The sequence below is a fragment of the Bacillus thuringiensis genome (assembly GCF_001595725.1).
Lineage (GTDB): Bacteria > Bacillota > Bacilli > Bacillales > Bacillaceae_G > Bacillus_A > Bacillus_A thuringiensis_K.
The window spans coordinates 2,629,113-2,651,356 of the sequence record NZ_CP014282.1 but is presented as its reverse complement, the minus strand read 5'-3'; the positions used below and the strand labels follow the sequence as shown (position 1 = coordinate 2,651,356).

Sequence of the window (22,244 nt, the reverse complement as noted above, 5' to 3'; positions counted from 1 at the left end):
GAGGAAATGAAAGCAATTGTTATTGATCAATATGGCAGTGTTGAAGAATTAAAAGAAAGACAAGTTTTAAAACCGATTGTTAAGAATAACGAAAAAGCTCAACAATAAATAATATCCCATACTATACAATTTCATTTTCGGGTATTATTTATTGTTGGCTAATGTGAGATTGCTTCTAACAAATACTTTTTCGTATTGTATCATGTAATTTCTCTAATCCAATTTCCATATCTTTCTCGTTTAACATTGAATAGCTAATTCTTAATTGGTTATCATTTGTTTCGTAATTTAATAGACAAGCTGTTCCTGGTAAAAAAGAGACATCTACTTCATTTGCTTTTTGTAATAAGGTAAAGGGATCTATCGAATCAGGCAGTGTCACCCATAAATTAAAACCTCCATTTGGTATTTCAAAGTTTAGTTCTTTTAATGGCGATAATATATTAATTGTTAAATCACGTCTCATTTGTAAAGCTGTACGTAATTTTTCTAAATGGTTTTTCATACGTTCCGCACGTAAAAACGGCAGAAGTGCCTTTTGTGTTAATAAGGGACTACCGATATCCATTGAACCTTTCACTGCATATAGCCATTCAAAAATAGGACCATCGGCAATAAGTGCTGCGATACGCAGTCCTGGTGCTAACGTTTTACTAAATCCTTTTATATATATTACGTGGCCATCTTTATCAAAACTTTTGATTGGAGGCGGGACTATAGCATCCTCAAAATATATTTCCCCGAAAGAATCATCTTCAATGATAAAAAATTGATATAACTCCGCTAGTTCAATAAGTTCCACTCTTCGTTCTTTACTCATTACTGTACCTGTCGGGTTTTGGAAGGTTGGATTCGTATACAATAAAACGGGATTTTTACTTTGACAAATATCATCAATTAAGTCGGCGCGAACTCCATGATTATCAAGAGAAACGGGAATGATTTGAACACTTTTATTGATGAAAACATCAAGCGCAGCACTGTAACACGGACTTTCTACTAATACAATATCTCCAGGTTTTAATAATGTTTGAGCAATTAAATCAATTCCTTGTTGTGCTCCGCTTGTAATTAATAATTGGGATGGGTCTGTCACTAATTTCTGGTGTTCATGTAAGTAATTTGCTATTTCAACTCGCAGTTCATAATCGCCTTGAACTGGCCCGTAAGTTGCTAACAACATTGGATTTTTATCCAGCAATTTATGCATTTCGTCTGCCAAAAATGGATTTGGTAATAGACGAGGATACAGAATTGCTTGTGAAAAATCATAATATTTACGGTGTTTATTCATTGCATATTGAGAACGCATAACATTAATCGTTTTCGTTTGTTGCCATTTATACGGAATTGGTTTGAAATCTTTCTTTACCCGTTTATATATGTAAGCACCTTTTCCTTGTTCGATGCGTATATACCCTTTGGTTTCTAATTGTTTATACGCTTTGCGAACTGTTAATACATTGATTTGTAAATCTGTGGCCATACAACGTAAAGAAGGAAGAGATTCACCATGTGAAAGCATACCACTTTGTATTCTGTCAACAATTTGCATATATATTTGCTTGTAATACGGTATGTTTGTTTCTTTACGCAATACAATTTTCATAGGTTCACCTATTTTTCTTTTTAACTTAATTAAAGCGAAAAATATATAGGGAATCAACTACAACTTGAAGTAACTGTTATATGTACCGATACACTGTTATACACCATACCCTCTATACTCATTTTAAGAGTAAAAAGGAGGAAGCAAAATGGTCATTTTTAATTACATTTTAGTATGTATTATTTTCGGGACAACATTTTTAACGATAAAAATTGGAATTGAAGCAGGGGCGCCACCGTTGTTTTCAGCAGGAATTCGCTTCTTTTTAGCAGGCATAATCCTTATGATTATTTTTAAATTCAAGCGAAAAGAAATTATGCCACATATATTTTCAAAACGCATTATGTATGCTGGATTTTGTTTAACATTCATGACATTCGCAAGTTTATATTGGTCAGAACAGTATATTTCTTCAGGATTAGCTGCTGTTCTTTCTGCTACGGGACCAATGATGATCTTGTTAATACAAGCAAAGAGGAATAGGGAGAAGCTACAAAAGGAACAACTCGTTGCTTTAGTTATTGCACTAATAGGTGTTATATTTGTTTCTTTACCAGGAATGCATCAACAAGTAAGTTTCATATGGAGTATTGCTTGTATTGTTTTAGTTATAGGGGAGTTATTTTACGGAATAGGCTCTATTCGTTCGAAAGAAATACTTTCAGATTTATCAAATGTATCACCATTTCTTATTAACGGTATTCAAATGTTTTATGGAGGGATTTTACTACTAATCGCATCTATTATTGTAGAACAACCCAATGTAACCGTATTAACTTCATGGAGTGTGCAATGGCCTATTTTATATCTCATATTTATCGGATCGATTGGTGGCCACGGATTATATTACTGGCTCTTATCAAAAACAAATCCAGTATTTCCATCGACGTGGTTATATGTATCACCATTGATTGCAATAATTGTGGGATATATCATTTTAGGAGAACCTTTAAATCCTACAATGGGAATGGGGGCTTGTCTTATATTGATTGGTGTATTTTTGGCCAATCGTTCAACACTACGGACTTATTTCAAAAAAGGGCGGTTATTAGAGAAGGAGATGTAGTTTAATAAAGCAACAGCCCTGTATATTAATTACAGAACTGATAAAATAAAAAACACAGTTGGAAAAATAACCAACTGTGTTTTTTATAATTAATTCACTTTTTTAATAAAGCCTTTATAATGACGTTTTACAAGCTGGCTTTCTAACGTCTTCATAGTTTCTAGTGCTACACCGACAATGATAAGTAAGCTTGTACCACCAATTTGAGCAGAAGGTGGTAACGTAGCAATTTTCGTAAATACGAGCGGTAATATAGAAATAGCACCTAAGAAAATTGCACCGATAAATGTTAAACGGTATAGAATTTTAGTTACATATTGTTCAGTTGCTTTACCAGGACGAATACCAGGAACATATCCATTTTGCTTTTTCAAATTCTCAGCCATTTGTTCAGGATTTACTTGAATAAATGCGTAGAAGTATGTGAAAGCAACAATAAGACCGACATAAAGTGTCATTCCAATTGGATGTGCGAAATCAAGATTTGCAACTAACCATTTTGATACGCTTGAATCAGGGAAGAGCTGCGCAATTGTACGCGGCGTCATTAAAAATGCAGAAGCAAAGATAACTGGTATAACACCAGCACTATTTACTTTAAGCGGTAAATGAGTGTTTTTTGCTCCTTGATATTGATTGTTTCCTGAAACAGCTTTTGCATATTGGATCGGTATTTTACGTACAGCTTGTTGAATGTAAATAACACCAACAACTATCGCTAAAATTACGAGTCCAATTAAAACAATTTTTATTATGTGCATAAATAGCTGATCGCCAGCATTTTGGAATTGTTGTAAATAAATTTGATTTGCAACATTTGGAATGGCGGCAACGAGACCTGCGAAGATAATCATCGAAATACCATTACCAACTCCGTTAGCGGTAATTTGTTCGCCTAACCAAAGTAAAAATGCAGTACCTGCAGTTAAAACTGTCGCAATAAATAAGTATGTAGTCCAGCTTTGATCTGTTATTAATTGTCCACCTGCTATATTATTAAAGCCATAAGACATTCCGATGGCCTGTATGAATGCGAGAATGATTGTAAAGTATCGAGTGAATTGAGCTGATTTCTTACGGCCCATTTCTCCTTGCTTTGCCCATTCCGAAAATTTAGGTATAACATCCATTTGTAGTAACTGTACTATGATGGAAGCTGTAATATATGGTGTAATACCTACAGCAAAGATTGAGAAGTGTTGCAATGCTCCTCCGCCAAATACGTTTAACATACCTAGAACGTTAGCTTGATCTTGTACTTTTAATACCTCTGCGTTAGTATGAGGAACTGGAATAAACGTGCCAATTCGAAAAACGATTAACATCGCTAGTGTAAAAAGGATTTTCCTTCTTATCTCAGCTACTCTCATGAAATTTGAAATCGTACGAAACATTATGTCGCCTCCTATATTTTTATCAGTAAAAAACTGATTATTATACCCTATGAAGTAACCACAAACCTCCTTCCGCACTAAATTCATTTGACAAATGGATTTTCATACACTTTGTAGTTTTCACGGATATAAAAATATAAGGTGTTATATAAGCGACCTATACACTTCACGTAATCATTCAATACCCATAATATATCGAATAAATTAACAAATGTACATACATACGCATTAAAAATGAATAAATAGGGTCATTTTTTACATTTATTTAATGATAAATTGATAGGACATTATACTGGTAAATGCGCTTCGTATATTCCTTTAATCAATTAAAATCCTCCACCTTTTTATTTTCTTACAATTAATATATCGATTTAAAAAGAATGTAAAATCAAATAAAAGTATGAAAGTACATACTACTTTAGTAGTAATAGTAATCAATTATATTTCAATTCAAATTCATCTCCCGCTGATTAAAGTTTCACTTTATATGATTAGAGAATTCTTTTTATTTAAGAAGGAATAAATGTTAAAGAAAGCTAATTAAACAGTGTACATATTTATAGGGGAGAAGATATAAATGAAAGTTGTTATAAAAAAATTACCACCATTAGAAGTAGCGTATATAAGACGAACTGGTAGCTACTTTGAACCGCAAGATCACTGGGGAAAGTTACTGAATTGGTCAATTGAAAATAAACTGTATCCACCAGAGCAATCATTTATCGGAATATCATTGGATAATCCTGAACTTGTTGCAAGTCATAAGTGCCGGCATGATGCATGTGTTACGATTCCTGAAAACTTCGATAAAGAAAAGCATCATGATGTGCAATTTAAAAGATTAGATGGAGGTACATATGGTCTATACCAGTTCTATGATGAACCTCATAAATTAAGTGAAGCGTATCAATACATGTATGCAGAGTGGCTACCAAATAGTGAGTATGATGCAGATTATGATAGAGATAATTTAGAGTTTTGCTTAAATAATGTTGCTGAAGATCTAGACGGAAAGTTAAAGGTTAATTTATATGTGCCAATTAAAAAGATATAAAAAACAAATAATTTCATTTGTAGCTTTAAAATGAAATTGGAATAGTAGTGAAAGAAAAACTTTTTTTGAAGATAATATTTCTAGCGTAGGAATTTAAGTATGTAGGTTGCAATGAAGGAGAATCCACATGGATACATTTGTAAATGACAAGTTTTATGAAACGAGAGATCAATTAGTTGAGGAAATTAATTTGTTGAGTGATGCTCAATTTAATAGGAAACCAGATAAGGATAAATGGAGTATTGCACAAGTTTGTCATCATTTAGTTTTATTAGATGAGAGAGTTATAACAGTTATTTCATCAGGATTAAAAAAGTTAGATAGTACCCAAAATGAGCGTAAAGAAATTCACACTATTTTATTAGATAGAACGAAAAAGTTTATAGCTCCAGAAATGATTGAACCAAGTATAGAACCATTTGAAGTGGAGCAAATGCTCAATATGCTAAACGAATCGAGAAAAGAATTGATGCGTTTCCTGAGTACAATAGAAGATGAGTCTATATTAGCAAAAAAAGCAGTGATGCATCCAGCTCTTGGAGAATTATCCCTTGATCAGTGGATAGAACTGATTTATTTACATGAACAGCGTCATATTTCACAAATAAAAGAGATAAAATTGCTTTGTGAAATTGAAAAGTAAAAATCATTCCCTATTTATTGATGCGTATTATAAACAGGGAAAACGGTTGATTCATATTGATTCAGAAGAAAACAAAAATAGAATGAAATTAGTTGAAAGTAACCAATAAGCTTAAGAAAATATGAAACTATCCGATTTTCTGTATAAGTGTAACCCTGTCTTAAATGAAGAGCGGGGTTATTTTTTTGGAAGTATTTTCATTGAGAAGGAAATACTTCGACAATGAAATTCAAAAAATAATCATCATAACATATTTTATATGCGAATTTTAGTAAATTGAAATAATGATTTTATGATGATGAATGATATGTCCTTATTTTGAAAGTACTCTTCACACGCTTAAGGAAGGGTATTCTGTCAGGAAACGATAAAATACAATTCTGTCAGGGGATGTATGCAATTTATTCTCTTTATTTTTGCAACAGAACCCCCTTCAAAATTATCTTTTGTAGTTGAAGTTTCCTGAATAATAAGTTACATTTTTAAAGTTCAAGCAACTTTATGAAAGTACAAAAAGGGGAGAAATATTATTATTATGCAAAAAATGAAATGGAAGAACTATGTATGTTACTTTGTAATTCTATTACTGCTTGGAACAGCAGTAATAGTCAAACCACCTATCTCTAAGGCTGAGGAATCTGAAGTTAATATTACATTGTTAGGTACTGCAGATATTCATGGTAGATTTATGCCTTGGGATTATGCGCTTGATGGAGCAAATATGAGTGGAAGTTTGACGCAGCTTTATACGGTTATAAAGAAGGTCCGTCAAGAAAATCCAAATACCATATTAGTAGATGCTGGGGATACAATTCAAGGAAACTCAGTAGAATTATTCAACGATAAACCACAATCGCCAATGATGGTAGCGATGAATACAATGGGATATGACGCCTGGGCATTTGGAAATCATGAATTCAATTTTGGATTAGATACATTGAAAAAAGTTAGTGAGCAATATAAGGGAAAAACGTTAGCGGGAAATATTTATAAGGAAAATGGAGAGCGCTTTCTTCCTGCATATACAATTGTAGAAAAAGGTGGAATTAAAGTTGGGATTATTGGTATGAATACACCAATGATTAGTGATTTTGAAAAAGGGACAGATCACTTAGATGGTTTAGTGGTGAAAAATCCGGTAGAAGAGACGAAAAAGGCAATTAAGGAATTAGAAGGTAAAGTAGATGTAATAGTAGGAGTTATGCATATGGGATTAGAAAATGAGAATGGTATCCCTGGTACTGGTGTTCAAGATATTGCAAATGCTTGTCCGGAATTAAGCGCCATTTTTGCAGCTCATATGCATAAACTTGTAAAAAAAGAAGTTGTAAATGGCGTAATTATTACGGAACCAGATAAATATGGAACACATATTTCACGTATTGACCTTACTTTTACAAAGCAAGATGGGAAATTGGTTTTAAAAGATAAAACCGCTACCGCTATACCTGTAAAAAATGCTGATGGAACAACGATATTATCTGATCCTACACTTGAAGAAACATTAACACCTTTTCACGAATATGCGAGAGGAGATGCAAATGTTGTAGTCGCTCAATTAAAGGGTAGAAATCTTGTTCCTGAAAATGAAATAAAGGGTATTCCAAGTGTTCAGATTCAAGAAACACCTTTATCAGATTTCTTTCATGAAGTCATGCTCTACTACAGTAAAGCAGATGTAGTAGCCCATCAAATTGATAATGATTATGCCCGTTTAGATACAGGTCCTATTAAGAAAAAGGATATTGCGTACAATTACCAATATGCCTTGGGAGAAATTACAGTATATAAGATTTCTGGAAAAGATTTAAAAGACTATATGGAATGGGCAGCAGGATATTTTAACTCATCTCGTGTCGGAGATGTAACCGTTAGTTTTGATAAAACCCGCCGTGCATCTAAATACAGTACGAACGATTTCTTTGGAGGAGTAAAATACGAAATTGACTTAACAAAACCATACGGAAGCAGAATTACAAATTTACGCTCTATTCGTACAAACAAACCAATCAAAATGAGCGATGTTATGACGCTGGGAATGAATGCATATAGAATGGAGGCTCTTCAGGCAAAAGGAGGAGCTTTAGAGGGGCGTAAGTTTGAACAAATTTGGTCATCTAAACAAGAGAATGCATTTGGAGAAACAGGTGGAACCATTCGTAACCTTGCTATTACATATTTAAAAGAGGTAAAGAATGGTGTATACACGCCAGAAGTTATGCGTAATTGGAAAATTACTGGTGTAGATTTACATTCTTCAGAGCATAAGGCTGTAGTTGATCTCGTGAATAAAGGGATTTTAGAAATTCCAAAAACAGAAGACGGAAAATACACAAATATAGCATCTATAAATACGAAAGACTCAATTTCAAAAGAAGAGATTGTAGCACTCTCACAAAAAGTAAATATTAGTCCAAATGAGTTTATTCATGCAAAGACAAAAGGTGAATTTTACAAAAAACTTAGTAGGATTACTAAAAAAATATAAATTAAAAGGTTTCTTATAGTAATTGTTATTTTAATAGCATGAAACCCACTCTTACAGTAGTAAAGAGTGGGTTTTTATGTTGTTATTTAGATTTAAGTATACTTTTATTAGAATGAATATAGATAATTAATAACTAACCAATTGGATGAGCGCCTATAAGGACTCTCTTTTATTCAAATTAATGTTCATATGTGTTCCATTCATTATTTATAATATTGACCACAATTTATGTAATTTTGCATAATGTTACATAAATTGTGTATTTTCTCTTTTTTCCGACAGAAATAGACAGTATACTTTGTACAAGCTTTCTATTTCAAAAATTATACGAGGTGAAATAATGAAAAACAAAAAGACATTAACTAAGGTAGCATTAACAACAGGATTGGCTTTAACAGCTGTGGCACCATATGGGGTAGGTCATGCAGAGGAAACAGATCAACTACAAGTTCAAATTCAGGAGGAATCGTTCCGTTCGGGTGAACTTACACAGCCGTCACAAAAGGCACCAGAAAATGTAGTAAAGGATGCACTTAAGGAGAAAACAGAACAAGCTCTGTCCCAAAAACAAGTCAATGGAGAAACTGGAGTAGATTATAAAGTCCTTCAAAAACGTGGTTCGTATGATGGAACTACACTTGTGCGTATGCAGCAAACATACGAAGGAAAAGAAGTATATGGCCATCAATTAACTGCGCACGTAGATAATAAGGGTGTTATTAAAAGTGTTTCAGGTGATAGCGCGCAAAATCTAAAACAAGAAGAATTGAAAAAACCTATTAATCTATCAAAAGATGAAGCAAAACAATTTATTTATACGAAGTACGGGAACGATATCAAGTTTATTTCTGAGCCAGAAGTTAAAGAGGTTATTTTTGTTGATGAAAATAATGGACAAGCTAAAAATGCATACCAAGTTACGTTTGAAGCTGCAACACCAAACTATATTTCTGGTACTTATTTAGTAAATGCACAAAATGGTGATATGTTAAAAAATATGGTACAAGAATCTAACTTAAAAGCCAGTGATAAACTAGTTGGCGCTTTAAAGAAAAGTAAACAAAGCAGTCTTACATCATTAACTGGAACAGGAAAAGATGATTTAGGTATTTCTCGTTCATTTGGTATCTCTAAACAAAGTAATGGCAAATATGCTCTTGCTGATTATACAAGAGGGCAAGGCATTGAAACATATGATGTGAATTACAGAGATATTACTAAAGAAGAAAGCTATTATCCTGGTACATTAGCGACTAGTACTTCGGCAACATTTAACGATCCAAAAGCAGTAAGTGCTCATTACTTAGCAACAAAAGTATTTGATTTTTATAAAGATAAATACAAGCGTAATAGCTTTGATAATAAAGGACAAAAAGTAGTTTCAGTTGTACACGCTTGGGATTCTGAAGAGACGAATGATCCGAAGAATTGGCAGAATGCATTAAGTGCTAATAATGGAAGTATGCTTGTATATGGCGATCCTATTGTTAAAGCATATGACGTAGCTGGACATGAATTTACACATGCTGTTACTTCTAGCGAATCTAATCTTGAATATTTCGGGGAATCTGGTGCGATTAATGAGGCGCTATCTGATATTATGGGAACATCTATTGAGAAATACGTAAATAATGGAAACTTTAACTGGACAATGGGAGAACAAACGGGATCTATTTTCCGTGATATGGAAAACCCAGCTTCTGTTCCATCTTCACTAGGAGTACCTTATCCAGATGATTACAGTGAATTTAACGATTTTAATGGATGGGATCAAGGCGGTGTTCATTTTAATTCAAGTATTATTAATAAAGTTGCGTATCTCATTGCAAAAGGCGGAACTCATAACGGAGTAACTGTTAAAGGAATTGGTGAAGATAAAATGTTTGATATTTTCTATTATGCAAATACAGATGAGTTAAACATGACTTCTAATTTCAAAGAATTGAGATCAGCATGTATTCGAGTGGCAACTAATAAATATGGTGCAAATACAGCTGAAGTTCAAGCAGTTCAAAAAGCATTTGATGCAGCAAAAATTAAGTAATTTAGAAATATAGTTCTCATTCGTATATTAAAACATTATGAAAAACAGCTAATATCATTTTAAGGATATTAGCTGTTTTTTACGTAGCAATGTATTGTTGAAAATAAACTGACTAAGCAATAATGAGGCGCTTTACCTTTAAGAAGTAGCGACATATAAATAAGGTTTAAAGTGTATAAAAACAGAAAATTAATAATATATTGACCTCTTGATAGAAAGTCTATAAAATGAAAGCGATAACAAACGATTGCTTTAAAATGATTTCCCTGATCTTTTAGTATTTACAAATATATGAAGGTATAAACAAATCTATTTTTTTAACCATTAATGCAAACGCTTTCGTATTAAAAGGTCATTGAAATACATACGTGAAAATAGCCAATATGGAGGTGAAGTAAAAGAGATTTCTAGATTAATTTAAGCAGTGTTATGTAGTGTAAACATATTAAATCGAGAGTAATATTTGAAGAAAGGGTGTATGTGGTGCAAATTATAAAAAGATTAATTAACAAAACAGTTTTATTACTTACTTTAATCGTTATGTTATCATCTGTTTTCTCCTTTCAGAGTGTGAAGGCAATTTCAAATTCAAAAACAACTGAAATTATCATTCATTACAAAGAAAAGCTTGGAAATACAAAAGACTGGAATCTTTGGTTATGGGGAGAAAATGCGAATGGTACATCTTATGAATTTACTGGTGAAGATGAATTTGGAAAATACGCTAAGATAAAAATAGAAGGTGACTATAATCGTGTAGGATTTATAGTTCGAACAAATGAATGGGAAAAAGATGGTGGAGATCGTTGGATTGAAAATATAAAGGACGGTCGTGCTGAAGTATGGATTCTTTCGGGTGATGAAAAAGTATATAACTCTAAGCCTTCATCGGATCTCTCAATTCAAAAAGCAACTATTGATAGTTTCCATGAAATTACTGTAACGACTAATGTCCCGTTTAATATTAAGGAAAAGAAAATTGAAATTGAAGGCATTAAAATTAAGAATATTACTCCTTATGATATAAACAGTGGAGATGTTACTAATAAGGTTAAAATAATTACGGAACAGAAAATTGATTTAAAACAAACATACAAAGTTAAAATTGAAAACTTAGATGATACAAATACTGAAATCGGTAAAGTCATTCGTAGCGAGGAATTCGACAATTTATTTTATTATGGTGGTAATGATTTGGGAAATATATATACTCCGCAATATACAAAGTTCCGTGTATGGGCTCCTACTGCAAGTGAAGCGAAGTTGGTTACATATAAAAAATGGAGTGATAAAATAGGTACTGAAATAAACATGCAAAAAGGTGAAAAAGGAACTTGGACTGCAGAACTAAAGGGGAATCAAAAAGGGCTCTTTTATACGTATAAAGTCAAAATTGGTGATAAGTGGACTGAAGCAGTTGATCCATATGCACGTGCTGCTTCTGTAAATGGAGATAAAGGTGCAGTTGTTGATTTAGAAGAAACAAATCCGAAAAAATGGAAAGCAAACAAAAAGCCAAAATTTAAAAATCCGGAAGATGCTATTATTTATGAGTTACATGTACGCGATCTTTCCATTCAACCTGAAAGTGGTATTAAACAGAAAGGGAAGTATTTAGGTGTAACAGAAAAAGGAACAAAAGGGCCAGAAGGTGTAAAAACAGGACTTGATCATATAAAGGATCTTGGTGTTACTCACGTTCAGTTTTTACCGATATTTGATTATGCTTCTGTAAATGAAGAGACTTTAAATGAACCGCAATATAACTGGGGATATGATCCTAAAAATTTCAACGTTCCAGAAGGCTCCTATTCTACAAATCCTTATGAGCCAATTGTTCGAATAACTGAATTAAAGCAAATGGTTCAAACACTACATGATAATAATCTTCGAGTAGTGATGGATGTCGTATATAACCATATGTATAACGCTGCTGAATCTAATTTTCATAAGTTAGTTCCAGGTTATTATTATCGTTACAATGAAGATGGAACATTTGCAAATGGAACTGGAGTAGGAAATGATACTGCTTCAGAAAGAAAAATGATGAGGAAATTTATGATAGATTCCGTCACATATTGGGCAAAAGAATACAATTTAGATGGATTCCGTTTTGATTTAATGGGTATTCATGATTATGAAACGATGAATGAAATACGTAAAGCTGTTAATCAAATTGACCCTTCTATTATACTACATGGAGAAGGATGGGATTTAAATACACCTCTTGCAGCTGAGCTGAAAGCAAATCAAAAAAATGCAGGGAAAATGAAAGGGATTGCTCATTTTAATGATAATATACGTGATGGATTGAAGGGTAGTGTATTTGAGGAGAAGGAAAATGGTTTTATAAATGGGAAGGAAAACATGGAAGATCGTATTAAAAAAGGGATTACGGCAGGTATTGACTACGATAAAAATTCATCTACCTATCAAGATTCGGAACAGGTATTAACTTATGTGGAAGCACATGACAATCATACATTATGGGATAAACTTGAGTTAACTAATTCAGATGATAGCGATGAAGTGCGAAAACAAATGCACAAATTGTCTTCTTCGATTTTATTAACATCACAAGGAATTCCATTCTTACATGCAGGGCAAGAGTTTATGCGGACGAAATACGGTGATCATAATAGTTACAAATCTCCAGATTCAATTAACCAGATGGATTGGTTGCGCCGTGCAACGTTTAATAATGAAGTAGATTATATGAAGGGTTTAATAGAATTACGCAAAAAGTACTCAGCTTTTCGAATGACATCTGCAGATCAAATAAAAACACACGTATCATTTATTGATGCTCCGAAAAATACTGTAACTTATACAATAGAGGGGAATAAACATGAATACTTTACAGTGGCTCACAATGCAAATAGAGAAGCTGTTGAAATAACACTTCCATTTAAAGGTCCTTGGAAAGTACTAGTAGACGGGAAGCAGGCGGGAAGTAAACCACTTTATGTTGTACATGACAATAAAATTAAAATTCCTGCACTAAGTTCCATTGTTTTAAAATCAGAAAAACCGATTAAATAAAAGCGAAGAGTGTGGAAATAAATACTGAATTGAGCAAATTTAATAAGGATTGCAAACTTTAAAAGCGAAGTGAAGATTATTCTCACTTCGCTTTTAAAGTTAATGTAATATAATTTCACATACTGTAATTATATTACAATTTAATAAAAAATAAGCAATAGGTTATTGCTATTGTAACCGTAGGAGTAGAATATATCTTTGCGTTTATCGATAAAATTATCTGAAATCCATTCGTAATTTATATAATTTTTATTACATACTCGAACATATAACGAGCTAGATGTTCGAATTGTATTAATTCCTATAAACCGTTTAAAAATAACGAAGGCGCCAAAAGTATATGGAATCAAAATAGAGAAAAGACACCTTGAAGGGTGTCTTTTCTCTATTTTGAAGATGATATGTAAGTAACTTCTTTGTATGTAATAATATGTTGTATTTTTACACTAACTTTTTAAGAAAAATTTAAAGCTCTTTTCTTAATCTATTTGTAATAAAATGAATCATAAAATTTTATCGATATAATAAATAAAACTTTCTCAACATTATTTGATTTAATAACTATATTCAACTGCTCTCCAATCCATTACAATAATTTCACATTGAAAATAAATGAATATTCTCAATGTTATAAATGGTTTATACCTTATTGGATTACTATGGGAAAGGATGTGAAATGTCTAATAAAAAATCATTTTTTGTGATGAAATAAAAAAAAATAATGAGAAAAATGTTATTTTATTATCCCAAAATTCTCTTGAATTACGTGTTATAACCTTCATGAGAGAAATGATGATTTTTTGTAGCTTGGAAAAGTGCATTGTAAAAATAAGTTAAACATTTATGGAGGAGTATATGAGCGAACAAATTTATTACTGGTCTCCGATTAAGCATTGGGAGAAGTTGCATAATGAAGTTTTGATAGGGGAAATGAGATTTACAGGTATTCTGTCTGAGTGGTTTCCTGATTTTTATTTTATGGCTCAAAAAGGTGTGAAAATTAGTGAACTAGTAGAGCGCTTTTCGTTAGGGAATGTAGAAGAGACACAAAAAAACATAGAACTCATGATAAAAAATCGTGTGTTAGTAAGTAACATATTACACCCAAGAGAAGTATTTTCTTCACAAGAAAAGATTTTTCCAAATCCATATAGCAACCAGATTCGCTTTTCTAAAGAAGAGTTAGATAAGTATATGAGTGAACAATTAAATCGCACGCACGTTGCTGCACGGTCAACCGAAATTCAACTTGAAACAACAGATGAGCTACCCACTATAATCAAGGAACGTAGGTCTTGTCGTCAATTTGAAATGGAAAAACACATCGGTTTTTCGGAATTTTCCCAATTCTTATCAACTCTAAAACAGGTTAAGGAAGAAAAAATATACTATCATTACGCAAGTGCAGGCGGGCTCTATCCCATTGATATCTTTGTTTATATAAAACCAAAACGTATAGAGGGTATGAAAGCTGGATTTTATTATTATAACCCATCAAAAAATAGTCTTGTGATTGTAAACAACATTGATCAAGTGATCAAAAGTGATCATGAGTTAATTAATCAAGATTTATTTACTCAATCTGCATTCTCAGTTTATTTGGTTTATAATGCGAACGCTTCCATTCCGAAATACGGTTCAGATGGATATTTATTTGCTTGTATTGAGTCAGGCATTATCACTGCTACCTTAAATATGGTTGCTGAGACATTAAATTTAGGGGTTTGTTCAGTTGGTCATATGAAATTTGAAGAGATTCAGCAATTTTTATGTTTGGATAACCATCAAGTGTTTCTCCATGGGCTTGAAGTTGGCTTGAAAATTAACGAGTAGAAGAAATGAATATTAGGGGGATAAAGATAAAAATGCACATTAAAGATCGAAGTTCGATTCATGAAAATAAAGAAGTAGAAGCGTTTTGGAAGGAGCAATTATCTTCCGAGATTCTCGATTTTTCTGTATTTAATAGCGATTACCAACTAAATAAAGAAACACCTTGTGAGTACGTTCAAGTCATAGTGAATGTAGAAATTAGTAAAAATATACAAAAAATAAGTAAGTCTCAAGATTTATTATTATTTAGCTGGTTTCAAGCCGCTTTAAGAGTTTGTTTGGCACATTATACAGATCAAGAAAGAATTACTATTGGTATTCCTATAATTGAAAAGAATCTTGAACAAAGTGAGAATCTTAATAAGTTGATTCCTTTAGGAAGTGAAATCCATCCGCATCACACCTTTAAACAGTTAGTAAATGAGATTGAACAAACGACTTTATTCGGGTATGAAAATCAGGAGTATCCGCTCTCTGAATTATTAGTTAAACACAATTTAACTCCTTTTCAAATTGTAATCGGGATGGAAGGATTACATAATGAAAATTCACTAGAAGAATACGCAGAGAATAATTTAGTCCTATGGATACGAAGAAAATGGAATGAAATACATAATGAATTTGAATTTCAAATTTCTTGCAAGTCCCGTTCATTCTCTTCTTTGCAACAGTTTGCCAATTCGTATTGTTATGTTTTAAAGCAAGTTTCACAAAATCCGAATTTGGCATTGAAAGATATTTGTATTATTGCAGAAGGAGAAAAAGAGTTGTTAGAAGGATTGAATACTTTTCAAACAGGCATAGACTTGTTTCAATCATTTCAAGATTTGTTTGAAGCGCAAGTATTAAAAACTCCAGATCAAATTGCTGTTGTTTGTAATGATCAATCTTTGACATATAGAGAATTGAATAAGAAAGCGAATCAATTGGCTTCTATTCTTCAAAGTAAAGGTGTTTCAAAAGAAAGTATTATTGGCGTTATGGTAGATCGGTCATTAGAAATGATTATTGGTATGATGGGGATTTTAAAAGCAGGAGCAGCGTATTTACCAATCGACCCTAACTACCCAACTGAACGAATTGAATATATGTTACAAGATAGTCAAGCAAAATATTTACTTAGTAAGCGAACAGAGGAAGTATTGCCACAATTTGCAGGTGAAGTACTGTATCTTGATAAAGAATATCTTTTTCAAGGTGAAGAAAGTAATTTAGTACGAGAACATAATCCTAATGATTTAGCTTATGTTATTTACACATCAGGATCGACAGGAAATCCAAAAGGGGTAATGATAGAACAAAAATCGCTAGTTCATTTTTTAAATGTAATGAGAGAAAAAGTAAAAGCTAATCAATCATTCTTGTTTCTTGCTAGTGTATCTTTTGATATTTCCTTGTTAGAAATATGTCTTCCTTTAACGCAAGGTTCAAAAGTAGTAATTGCTACAGAGGACCAGTTTGCAACAAAAGAATTGGCTCATTTGGTCAAAAAACATAAAGTGGATTTATGGGAATCAACGCCATCGCGAATGGAAGTGATTTTGAGTGATCCAGAAGGGGCAAATTTTCTAAAAGATTTAAAATCTATTTTATTAGCAGGAGAATCATTTTCCATTGATTTGGTTGAAAAAATTCGTTGTATCAGTGAAGCAACAATTTTAAATATCTATGGTCCCACAGAAACAACCATTTGCGCAACAGTAAAAGACTTGAGCACTTCCAAAGAAGTTACGATTGGCAAACCAAATCCGAATTATCATTCCTATATATTGAATAAGTATGGCCAATTAAAACCATTTGGAATTCCTGGTGAACTCTGCATTGCTGGCGTAGCGGTAGCACGAGGGTATCTTGGTAAAAGTAAACTGACAGATGAAAAATTTGTACCGAGTCCTTTTACGGCAGGAGAAATGATGTATCATACAGGTGATCTCGTTCGTTGGTTGCCTAATGGAGAACTTGAGTATTTAGGTCGAATGGATCATCAAGTGAAAATTCGGGGGTATCGAATTGAATTAAGAGAAATCGAAACTCAATTAAGGGAATATCCAGAAATAAACCAGGCTATCGTTGTTGATCAAGTGTATGGAAATAGGAAATTATTAGCTGCCTACTATGTATCGGATAACAAGGTGTCTTTTGGTGAAATCAGAAAATATTTAAGTGATAAACTACCTGAGTTTATGATTCCGGAAAAAATGATTCAGGTAGAAGAGATTCCATTGAATCCAAATGGAAAAGTGGATAGAAAAAGGTTATTGGATATAACACAAACGGATTATGTATCAATCCCATACGTTGCCCCGCGCAATGAAATTGAACAAAAATTAGTGTGTGCATGGGAAAAAGTTATGGAGATTGAGGGAATCGGTATTCATGATAATTTTTTTGCATTAAAAGGAGAATCTATTAAAGCACTTCAAGTAATTAATTTACTAAGAAAAGACTGCTTAAAAATAAGTACAACAGATTTTTTTAAACACCCCACAATCGCTCAACTGAGTTCTTGTGTAAAGTTAGAGCATAAAGAGGAAAACTTTGAAAGTAGACCAACTCATGTTAAAGATTTATCTAATCCATTTTCCTTAACAGAAGTTCAGACAGCGTATATGTTAGGAAGGAATTCACAGTTTGAATTAAGTGGTATTTCACCTCAAACATATTTTGAATATGAAACAACATTGGATATCAATCGTCTTTCAAAAAGTTTTCAAAAGGTAATCCATCGTCATCCAATGTTGCGAGCTGTAATTTTACCAGAGGGAAAACAGCAAATATTACAAAGCGTTCCTGATTACGAGATTGAAATAGTGAGTCTCATAGATTTAGATGATAGGAATCAAAATGCTCGCTTGCAAGAAGAGCGTTCTCGAATGACTAACCATGTATTCCCTTTGGGAAAATGGCCTTTGTTTGAATTGAAAGCTTTTCTTTTAAAAGAAGACACGTATTTATTATGTTTTCGATACGATGCTTTATTAATGGACGGAGCAAGCATGAACATTGTTGGACAGGATTTGTTGCATTATTATTATAAACCAAATCAAAAATTAGAATCTTTATCTTTTGATTTTCAAGATTATATGTTTATCTATGATGAAATGGAACAAAGCGAAGAATATAAAACAGCAAAAGATTATTGGACAAGTAAGCTGCCTGACTTTCCGTTTGCACCTTCTTTGCTGTTAAAAAAGGATCCAGCAGAGATTGCTACTCCTAAATTCCAATCACTTACAAAAATCCTGGACAATGAAAAATGGACAAAGCTACGAAAGTTAGCACAAGAGAAAGAGGTAACGCCTTCCGCTCTACTTTGTACAATATATGGTGATGTGTTGGCATATTGGAGTAATCAACGTCGATTAGCAATTAATTTGACTGTATTTAACCGTTATCCTGTTCATGATGAAGTAGAACAGATTGTAGGAGATTTCACATCGCTTATTTTGTTGGATGTTGATGTAAAACCAGAGCAAACTTTCTTTACTAGAGTAAAAGAAACGCAAGCTACTTTATTAGATGGCCTTGAACATCGTCATTACGATGGAGTTAACTTTATTCGAGATTTTACTCGATATCATCAAATGACGCCAAAAGCAGTTATGCCAATCGTTTTCACCTCGATGTTAGCAGGTGCAGGTGCTTTCTCTTGGGAACAACTTGGTTCTCTTCGCTATATTCATGCTCGGACTCCACAAGTGTATTTGGATAATGTAGTAATTGAAAAAAATGGAGAGTTATTAATTAGCTGGAATTATGTTGAAGAGTTGTTTGATATTGATGTGATAGAAGCAATGTTTTCCCAATTTGTTAACTTATTGGAACAATTGGTGAAACAAAGCGAGATAACATCTTTGCAGATGAAAGAATCGGATCAAACTTTAATTGAACAATACAATGAAACAACAGAAAAAATACCTTCAACTACTCTGTATCAATTATTTACAGACCAAGTAAAACGTACACCGAATGAAGTAGCGGTGGTATTTGAGCAAAAATGGTTAACATACTCGGAACTTCATAAACGCTCCAATCAAATTGCCCACTTCTTAAAAGAGCAGGGCATTGGTCTTGGTGACAAAGTGGGTCTTTTAGCCAAAAGACGAGTTGACACAATTGTTAATATGCTAGGTATTTTAAAAGCAGGTGCTGCTTATGTTCCGATTGATCCCGATCATCCTTTAGATCGCCAAACATATATTTTAAAAAATAGCTCATGCAAGCTTTTATTAGAACCTAGTCTTTATGAAGAAAATGATTTGTCATTTTATACAACAGAAGATATGCCCTCTATTGCTGGTCCAGAAGATATTGCCTATATTATATACACTTCAGGAAGTACAGGAAAACCAAAAGGAGTAATTATTACTCACCAAGCGGTTACAAATACTATTCAAGACATAAATCAAAAATATGAGGTAAATGAAGATGATCGTATTATTGGTATCTCTTCCATGTGTTTTGACCTATCTGTATACGATATTTTCGGAGCTTTAAGCACAGGTGCAATATTAGTAATGATTCGTGATCCGAGAGACATGCAAGAATTAATCCGCACTGTCGAACGTAGAGGGATTACAATTTGGAATACAGTGCCTGCAATCATGGATTTGGCATTGGATCAAGTAGGTTCTCATTTTGAACATTCTTCTTTACGTTTAGTTTTACATAGTGGAGATTGGATTCCGCTTTCTTTACCAGAAAAAATAAAACGACATTTTCCGATTGCAGAAGTAGTTTCACTAGGAGGGGCAACAGAAGCATCGATTTGGTCAATTTATTATCCGGTCAAACAGGTGGAATCACATTGGAATAGTATTCCATACGGGATGCCCTTGGCAAACCAAACGTATTATGTGTTGAACTATGAAAAGAAAATGTGCCCTGTTGGTGTAATTGGAGATTTATATATCGGGGGAGTGGGCCTTGCTAAAGGATATTTAAATGATGAAAAGAAAACAAATGAAGCGTTTGTGTCACATCCTGATTTTGGTCTTATATACAAAACAGGAGATTGTGGAAAAATGCATTCTGAGGGATATATTGAATTTTTAGGCCGCCAAGATTACCAAGTAAAAATTCAAGGGTATCGAGTAGAGTTAGAAGAAATCGCTCATTGTCTTCTAACTTATAAACAAGTCGAACATGCTGTCGTAATTGATCAAACAGATGAGAACGGAATAAAATTTTTAGTTGCATATGTGGTAACTGAGCAAAATATTAGTACAACAGAACTACGAAAGCATTTGCGAGATCACTTGCCAGATTACATGATTCCTTCTTATTTTGTTTATTTGGACCAATTACCCTTGACTCCAAACGGTAAATTAGATAGGAAAGCGCTCCCTGCTCCCGAGAAACAAACAAATGAAGTATTTATTGCTCCAAAAACTGAAATGGAAAAAATATTAACTAGTATTTGGCAAGAAGTACTCAAAATAGATCAAGTTGGAGTAAATGATCATTTCTTCGCCTTAGGTGGAGATTCGATAAAAGCGATTCAAGTGTCCGTCAGACTGTATCGACAAGGATTTGAGCTTGAACCAAAAAATCTATTTTCATTTCCTATATTAAGGGACATGGTTCAATTTGTTAAAAAGCTAGACCATTTTTCAAGTTCACAAACAAATGATGTAAACATAATGAACGATAATAAAGCTACATTACTAAATATTAAAGATAAACAACTTAATCAACAAACACTTACCAAAATACAAGAAAAAATGCCGGATATAAAAATAGAACGTATTTACCCGTTAGCACCTTTCCAAGAAGTTATTTATGAACATGCTACGAATGAACCTGATACAAATGCATATTTTGAACAAACAATTTGGGCACTTGAGGGGGAGTTGGATATTAAACTCTTTATTCAGTGTTTCAAACAATTAGTTGATCGTCATGATTCTTTAAGAACAATAATTGTGCAAGATGAACAAGCAAAACCTTGGCAAGCTGTTCTATATGATGTTCAAATAAATTCAGAAATAAAAAACTTGATTGAGATGACGAAACAAGAACAGCAAGAATTCCTAAAACAGTGGATGAATGAAAATTTAAGTCGAGGATTCAAAAATGATGAACCTATGACACGTCTCTGTATATTCCAACTAGGTAATAATGAGCATAAGGTAATTTGGAGTTCCCATCATCTATTATGTGATGGGTGGAGCGTCAGCATTTTGATAGACGAATTATTCCAGCTCTACGAAACTACAAATGCGGGAACTATGGCGGAGTTACCTATGGTAAAACCTTTTGAAACATTCATAGACTGGACTTTGGCACAAGATCATGAGAAAGCACGTCATTTTTGGCAAGATTATTTATCAGGATACAATCAGAAAATTAGTATTCCTAAAAAGAAAGTCCCATCTAAAAGTGAAGGGTTAAACTTCACTTTTATGGATTTAACATTAGACAAGGATTTGACTGATCAGTTACAGACATTTGTAACTAAAAATAATATAACTATGAATACGGCATTACTAGCTGTATGGGGAATATTGCTTGGCAAATTCAACGGAACGAGAGAAGTAGTATTGCCTAATCTAGTATCAGTCAGACCTCCCGAAGTAGAAGGAATTGAAAATATGTTCGGTCTGTTCACAAATGTTTTGCCTATCCGATTAGCATGGACAGAAACGCAATCTTTTGTGGACTTCCTGCAAAAGGTACAACTAGAGACATTGAAATGTAATGAGTATGCATACTATTCATTTGTTGATATACAAAAGCAAAGTGAATTAAAAACTGAGTTGACTGACCATCTTTGGGTTTTTGAAAACTATCCAACTAATCCAGCAATCTTTTCTTCAAATGAAAACAGAAATTTTGCTATCACGGATTACGAAGTTGTTGATGAGCCACATGTAAAGTATGGAATTATGTGCTTCCCTGAAGAAAAGCTTACAATAAAGTTTGGATTTGATCAAACCGTATATGAAGCAGAGAAAATACAGGGAATATTAAATCACATCCATGGATTAATCAACATGATTCTTCAAAATCCAATACAAGCAATTGGTGATTACAAATTATAAAAAATGAAAAGGCGAGCAAGAACTCGCC

Annotated in this window: 10 protein-coding genes; 8 read left to right on the top strand and 2 right to left on the bottom strand. The window is 33.0% G+C overall.

Annotated elements, in window-relative coordinates:
* Positions 1-175: 175 nt before the first annotated feature.
* A complete protein-coding gene (locus AXW78_RS13265) occupies positions 176-1,609 on the bottom strand; it encodes a MocR-like pyridoxine biosynthesis transcription factor PdxR (protein ID WP_000706795.1) in 1,434 nt (477 codons plus the stop codon).
* 148 nt (positions 1,610-1,757) lie between these two features.
* On the opposite strand from AXW78_RS13265, the gene AXW78_RS13260 reads away from it, so the two are divergent.
* Entirely contained in the window at positions 1,758-2,675 is a 918-nt protein-coding gene (locus AXW78_RS13260; protein ID WP_000234327.1) for a DMT family transporter, read from the top strand.
* Between the two features lie 89 nt (positions 2,676-2,764).
* On the opposite strand, the gene secY is transcribed toward AXW78_RS13260, so the two are convergent.
* Positions 2,765-4,069: a preprotein translocase subunit SecY gene (gene secY / locus AXW78_RS13255; RefSeq protein ID WP_000490135.1), complete on the bottom strand. Its 1,305-nt coding sequence runs from the start codon at positions 4,067-4,069 to the stop codon at positions 2,765-2,767.
* A 577-nt stretch (positions 4,070-4,646) separates the two neighbouring features.
* Between secY and AXW78_RS13250 the strand changes: the two genes are divergently transcribed.
* The 7 genes from AXW78_RS13250 to AXW78_RS13220 all read left to right on the top strand — a co-directional run bounded on the left by AXW78_RS13250 (position 4,647) and on the right by AXW78_RS13220 (position 22,216).
* Positions 4,647-5,123, top strand: a complete 477-nt coding sequence (locus AXW78_RS13250) for an AraC family transcriptional regulator (RefSeq protein WP_061884256.1) — start codon at positions 4,647-4,649, stop codon at positions 5,121-5,123.
* Positions 5,124-5,250: 127 nt separating this feature from the next.
* The gene (locus AXW78_RS13245) at positions 5,251-5,766 is read left to right on the top strand and encodes a DinB family protein (protein ID WP_000379370.1); all 516 of its coding nucleotides are present in this window, start codon (positions 5,251-5,253) and stop codon (positions 5,764-5,766) included.
* A gap of 535 nt (positions 5,767-6,301) precedes the next feature.
* Positions 6,302-8,254, top strand: coding sequence for a bifunctional metallophosphatase/5'-nucleotidase (locus AXW78_RS13240; RefSeq protein WP_061884255.1), 1,953 nt, complete (start codon positions 6,302-6,304; stop codon positions 8,252-8,254).
* A gap of 340 nt (positions 8,255-8,594) precedes the next feature.
* A complete protein-coding gene (locus AXW78_RS13235; protein ID WP_000791456.1) occupies positions 8,595-10,298 on the top strand; it encodes a M4 family metallopeptidase in 1,704 nt (567 codons plus the stop codon).
* Between the two features lie 483 nt (positions 10,299-10,781).
* Entirely contained in the window at positions 10,782-13,340 is a 2,559-nt protein-coding gene (pulA, locus tag AXW78_RS13230; RefSeq protein WP_061884254.1) for a type I pullulanase, read from the top strand.
* Between the two features lie 855 nt (positions 13,341-14,195).
* Positions 14,196-15,173, top strand: a complete 978-nt coding sequence (locus AXW78_RS13225) for a SagB/ThcOx family dehydrogenase (protein WP_000003217.1) — start codon at positions 14,196-14,198, stop codon at positions 15,171-15,173.
* A 32-nt stretch (positions 15,174-15,205) separates the two neighbouring features.
* Complete coding sequence (locus AXW78_RS13220; RefSeq protein WP_061884253.1) at positions 15,206-22,216, top strand: non-ribosomal peptide synthetase; 7,011 nt, start codon at positions 15,206-15,208, stop codon at positions 22,214-22,216.
* Positions 22,217-22,244: the final 28 nt, after the last annotated feature.

Excerpts from the sequence above, each read along its gene's own strand:
- AXW78_RS13265 (WP_000706795.1), bottom strand. The coding sequence starts at position 1,609 with ATGAAAATTGTATTGCGTAAAGAAACAAACATACCGTATTACAAGCAA.
- AXW78_RS13260 (WP_000234327.1), top strand. The coding sequence starts at position 1,758 with ATGGTCATTTTTAATTACATTTTAGTATGTATTATTTTCGGGACAACA.
- secY (WP_000490135.1), bottom strand. The coding sequence starts at position 4,069 with ATGTTTCGTACGATTTCAAATTTCATGAGAGTAGCTGAGATAAGAAGG.
- AXW78_RS13250 (WP_061884256.1), top strand. The coding sequence starts at position 4,647 with ATGAAAGTTGTTATAAAAAAATTACCACCATTAGAAGTAGCGTATATA.
- AXW78_RS13245 (WP_000379370.1), top strand. The coding sequence starts at position 5,251 with ATGGATACATTTGTAAATGACAAGTTTTATGAAACGAGAGATCAATTA.
- AXW78_RS13240 (WP_061884255.1), top strand. The coding sequence starts at position 6,302 with ATGCAAAAAATGAAATGGAAGAACTATGTATGTTACTTTGTAATTCTA.
- AXW78_RS13235 (WP_000791456.1), top strand. The coding sequence starts at position 8,595 with ATGAAAAACAAAAAGACATTAACTAAGGTAGCATTAACAACAGGATTG.
- AXW78_RS13225 (WP_000003217.1), top strand. The coding sequence starts at position 14,196 with ATGAGCGAACAAATTTATTACTGGTCTCCGATTAAGCATTGGGAGAAG.
- AXW78_RS13220 (WP_061884253.1), top strand. The coding sequence starts at position 15,206 with ATGCACATTAAAGATCGAAGTTCGATTCATGAAAATAAAGAAGTAGAA.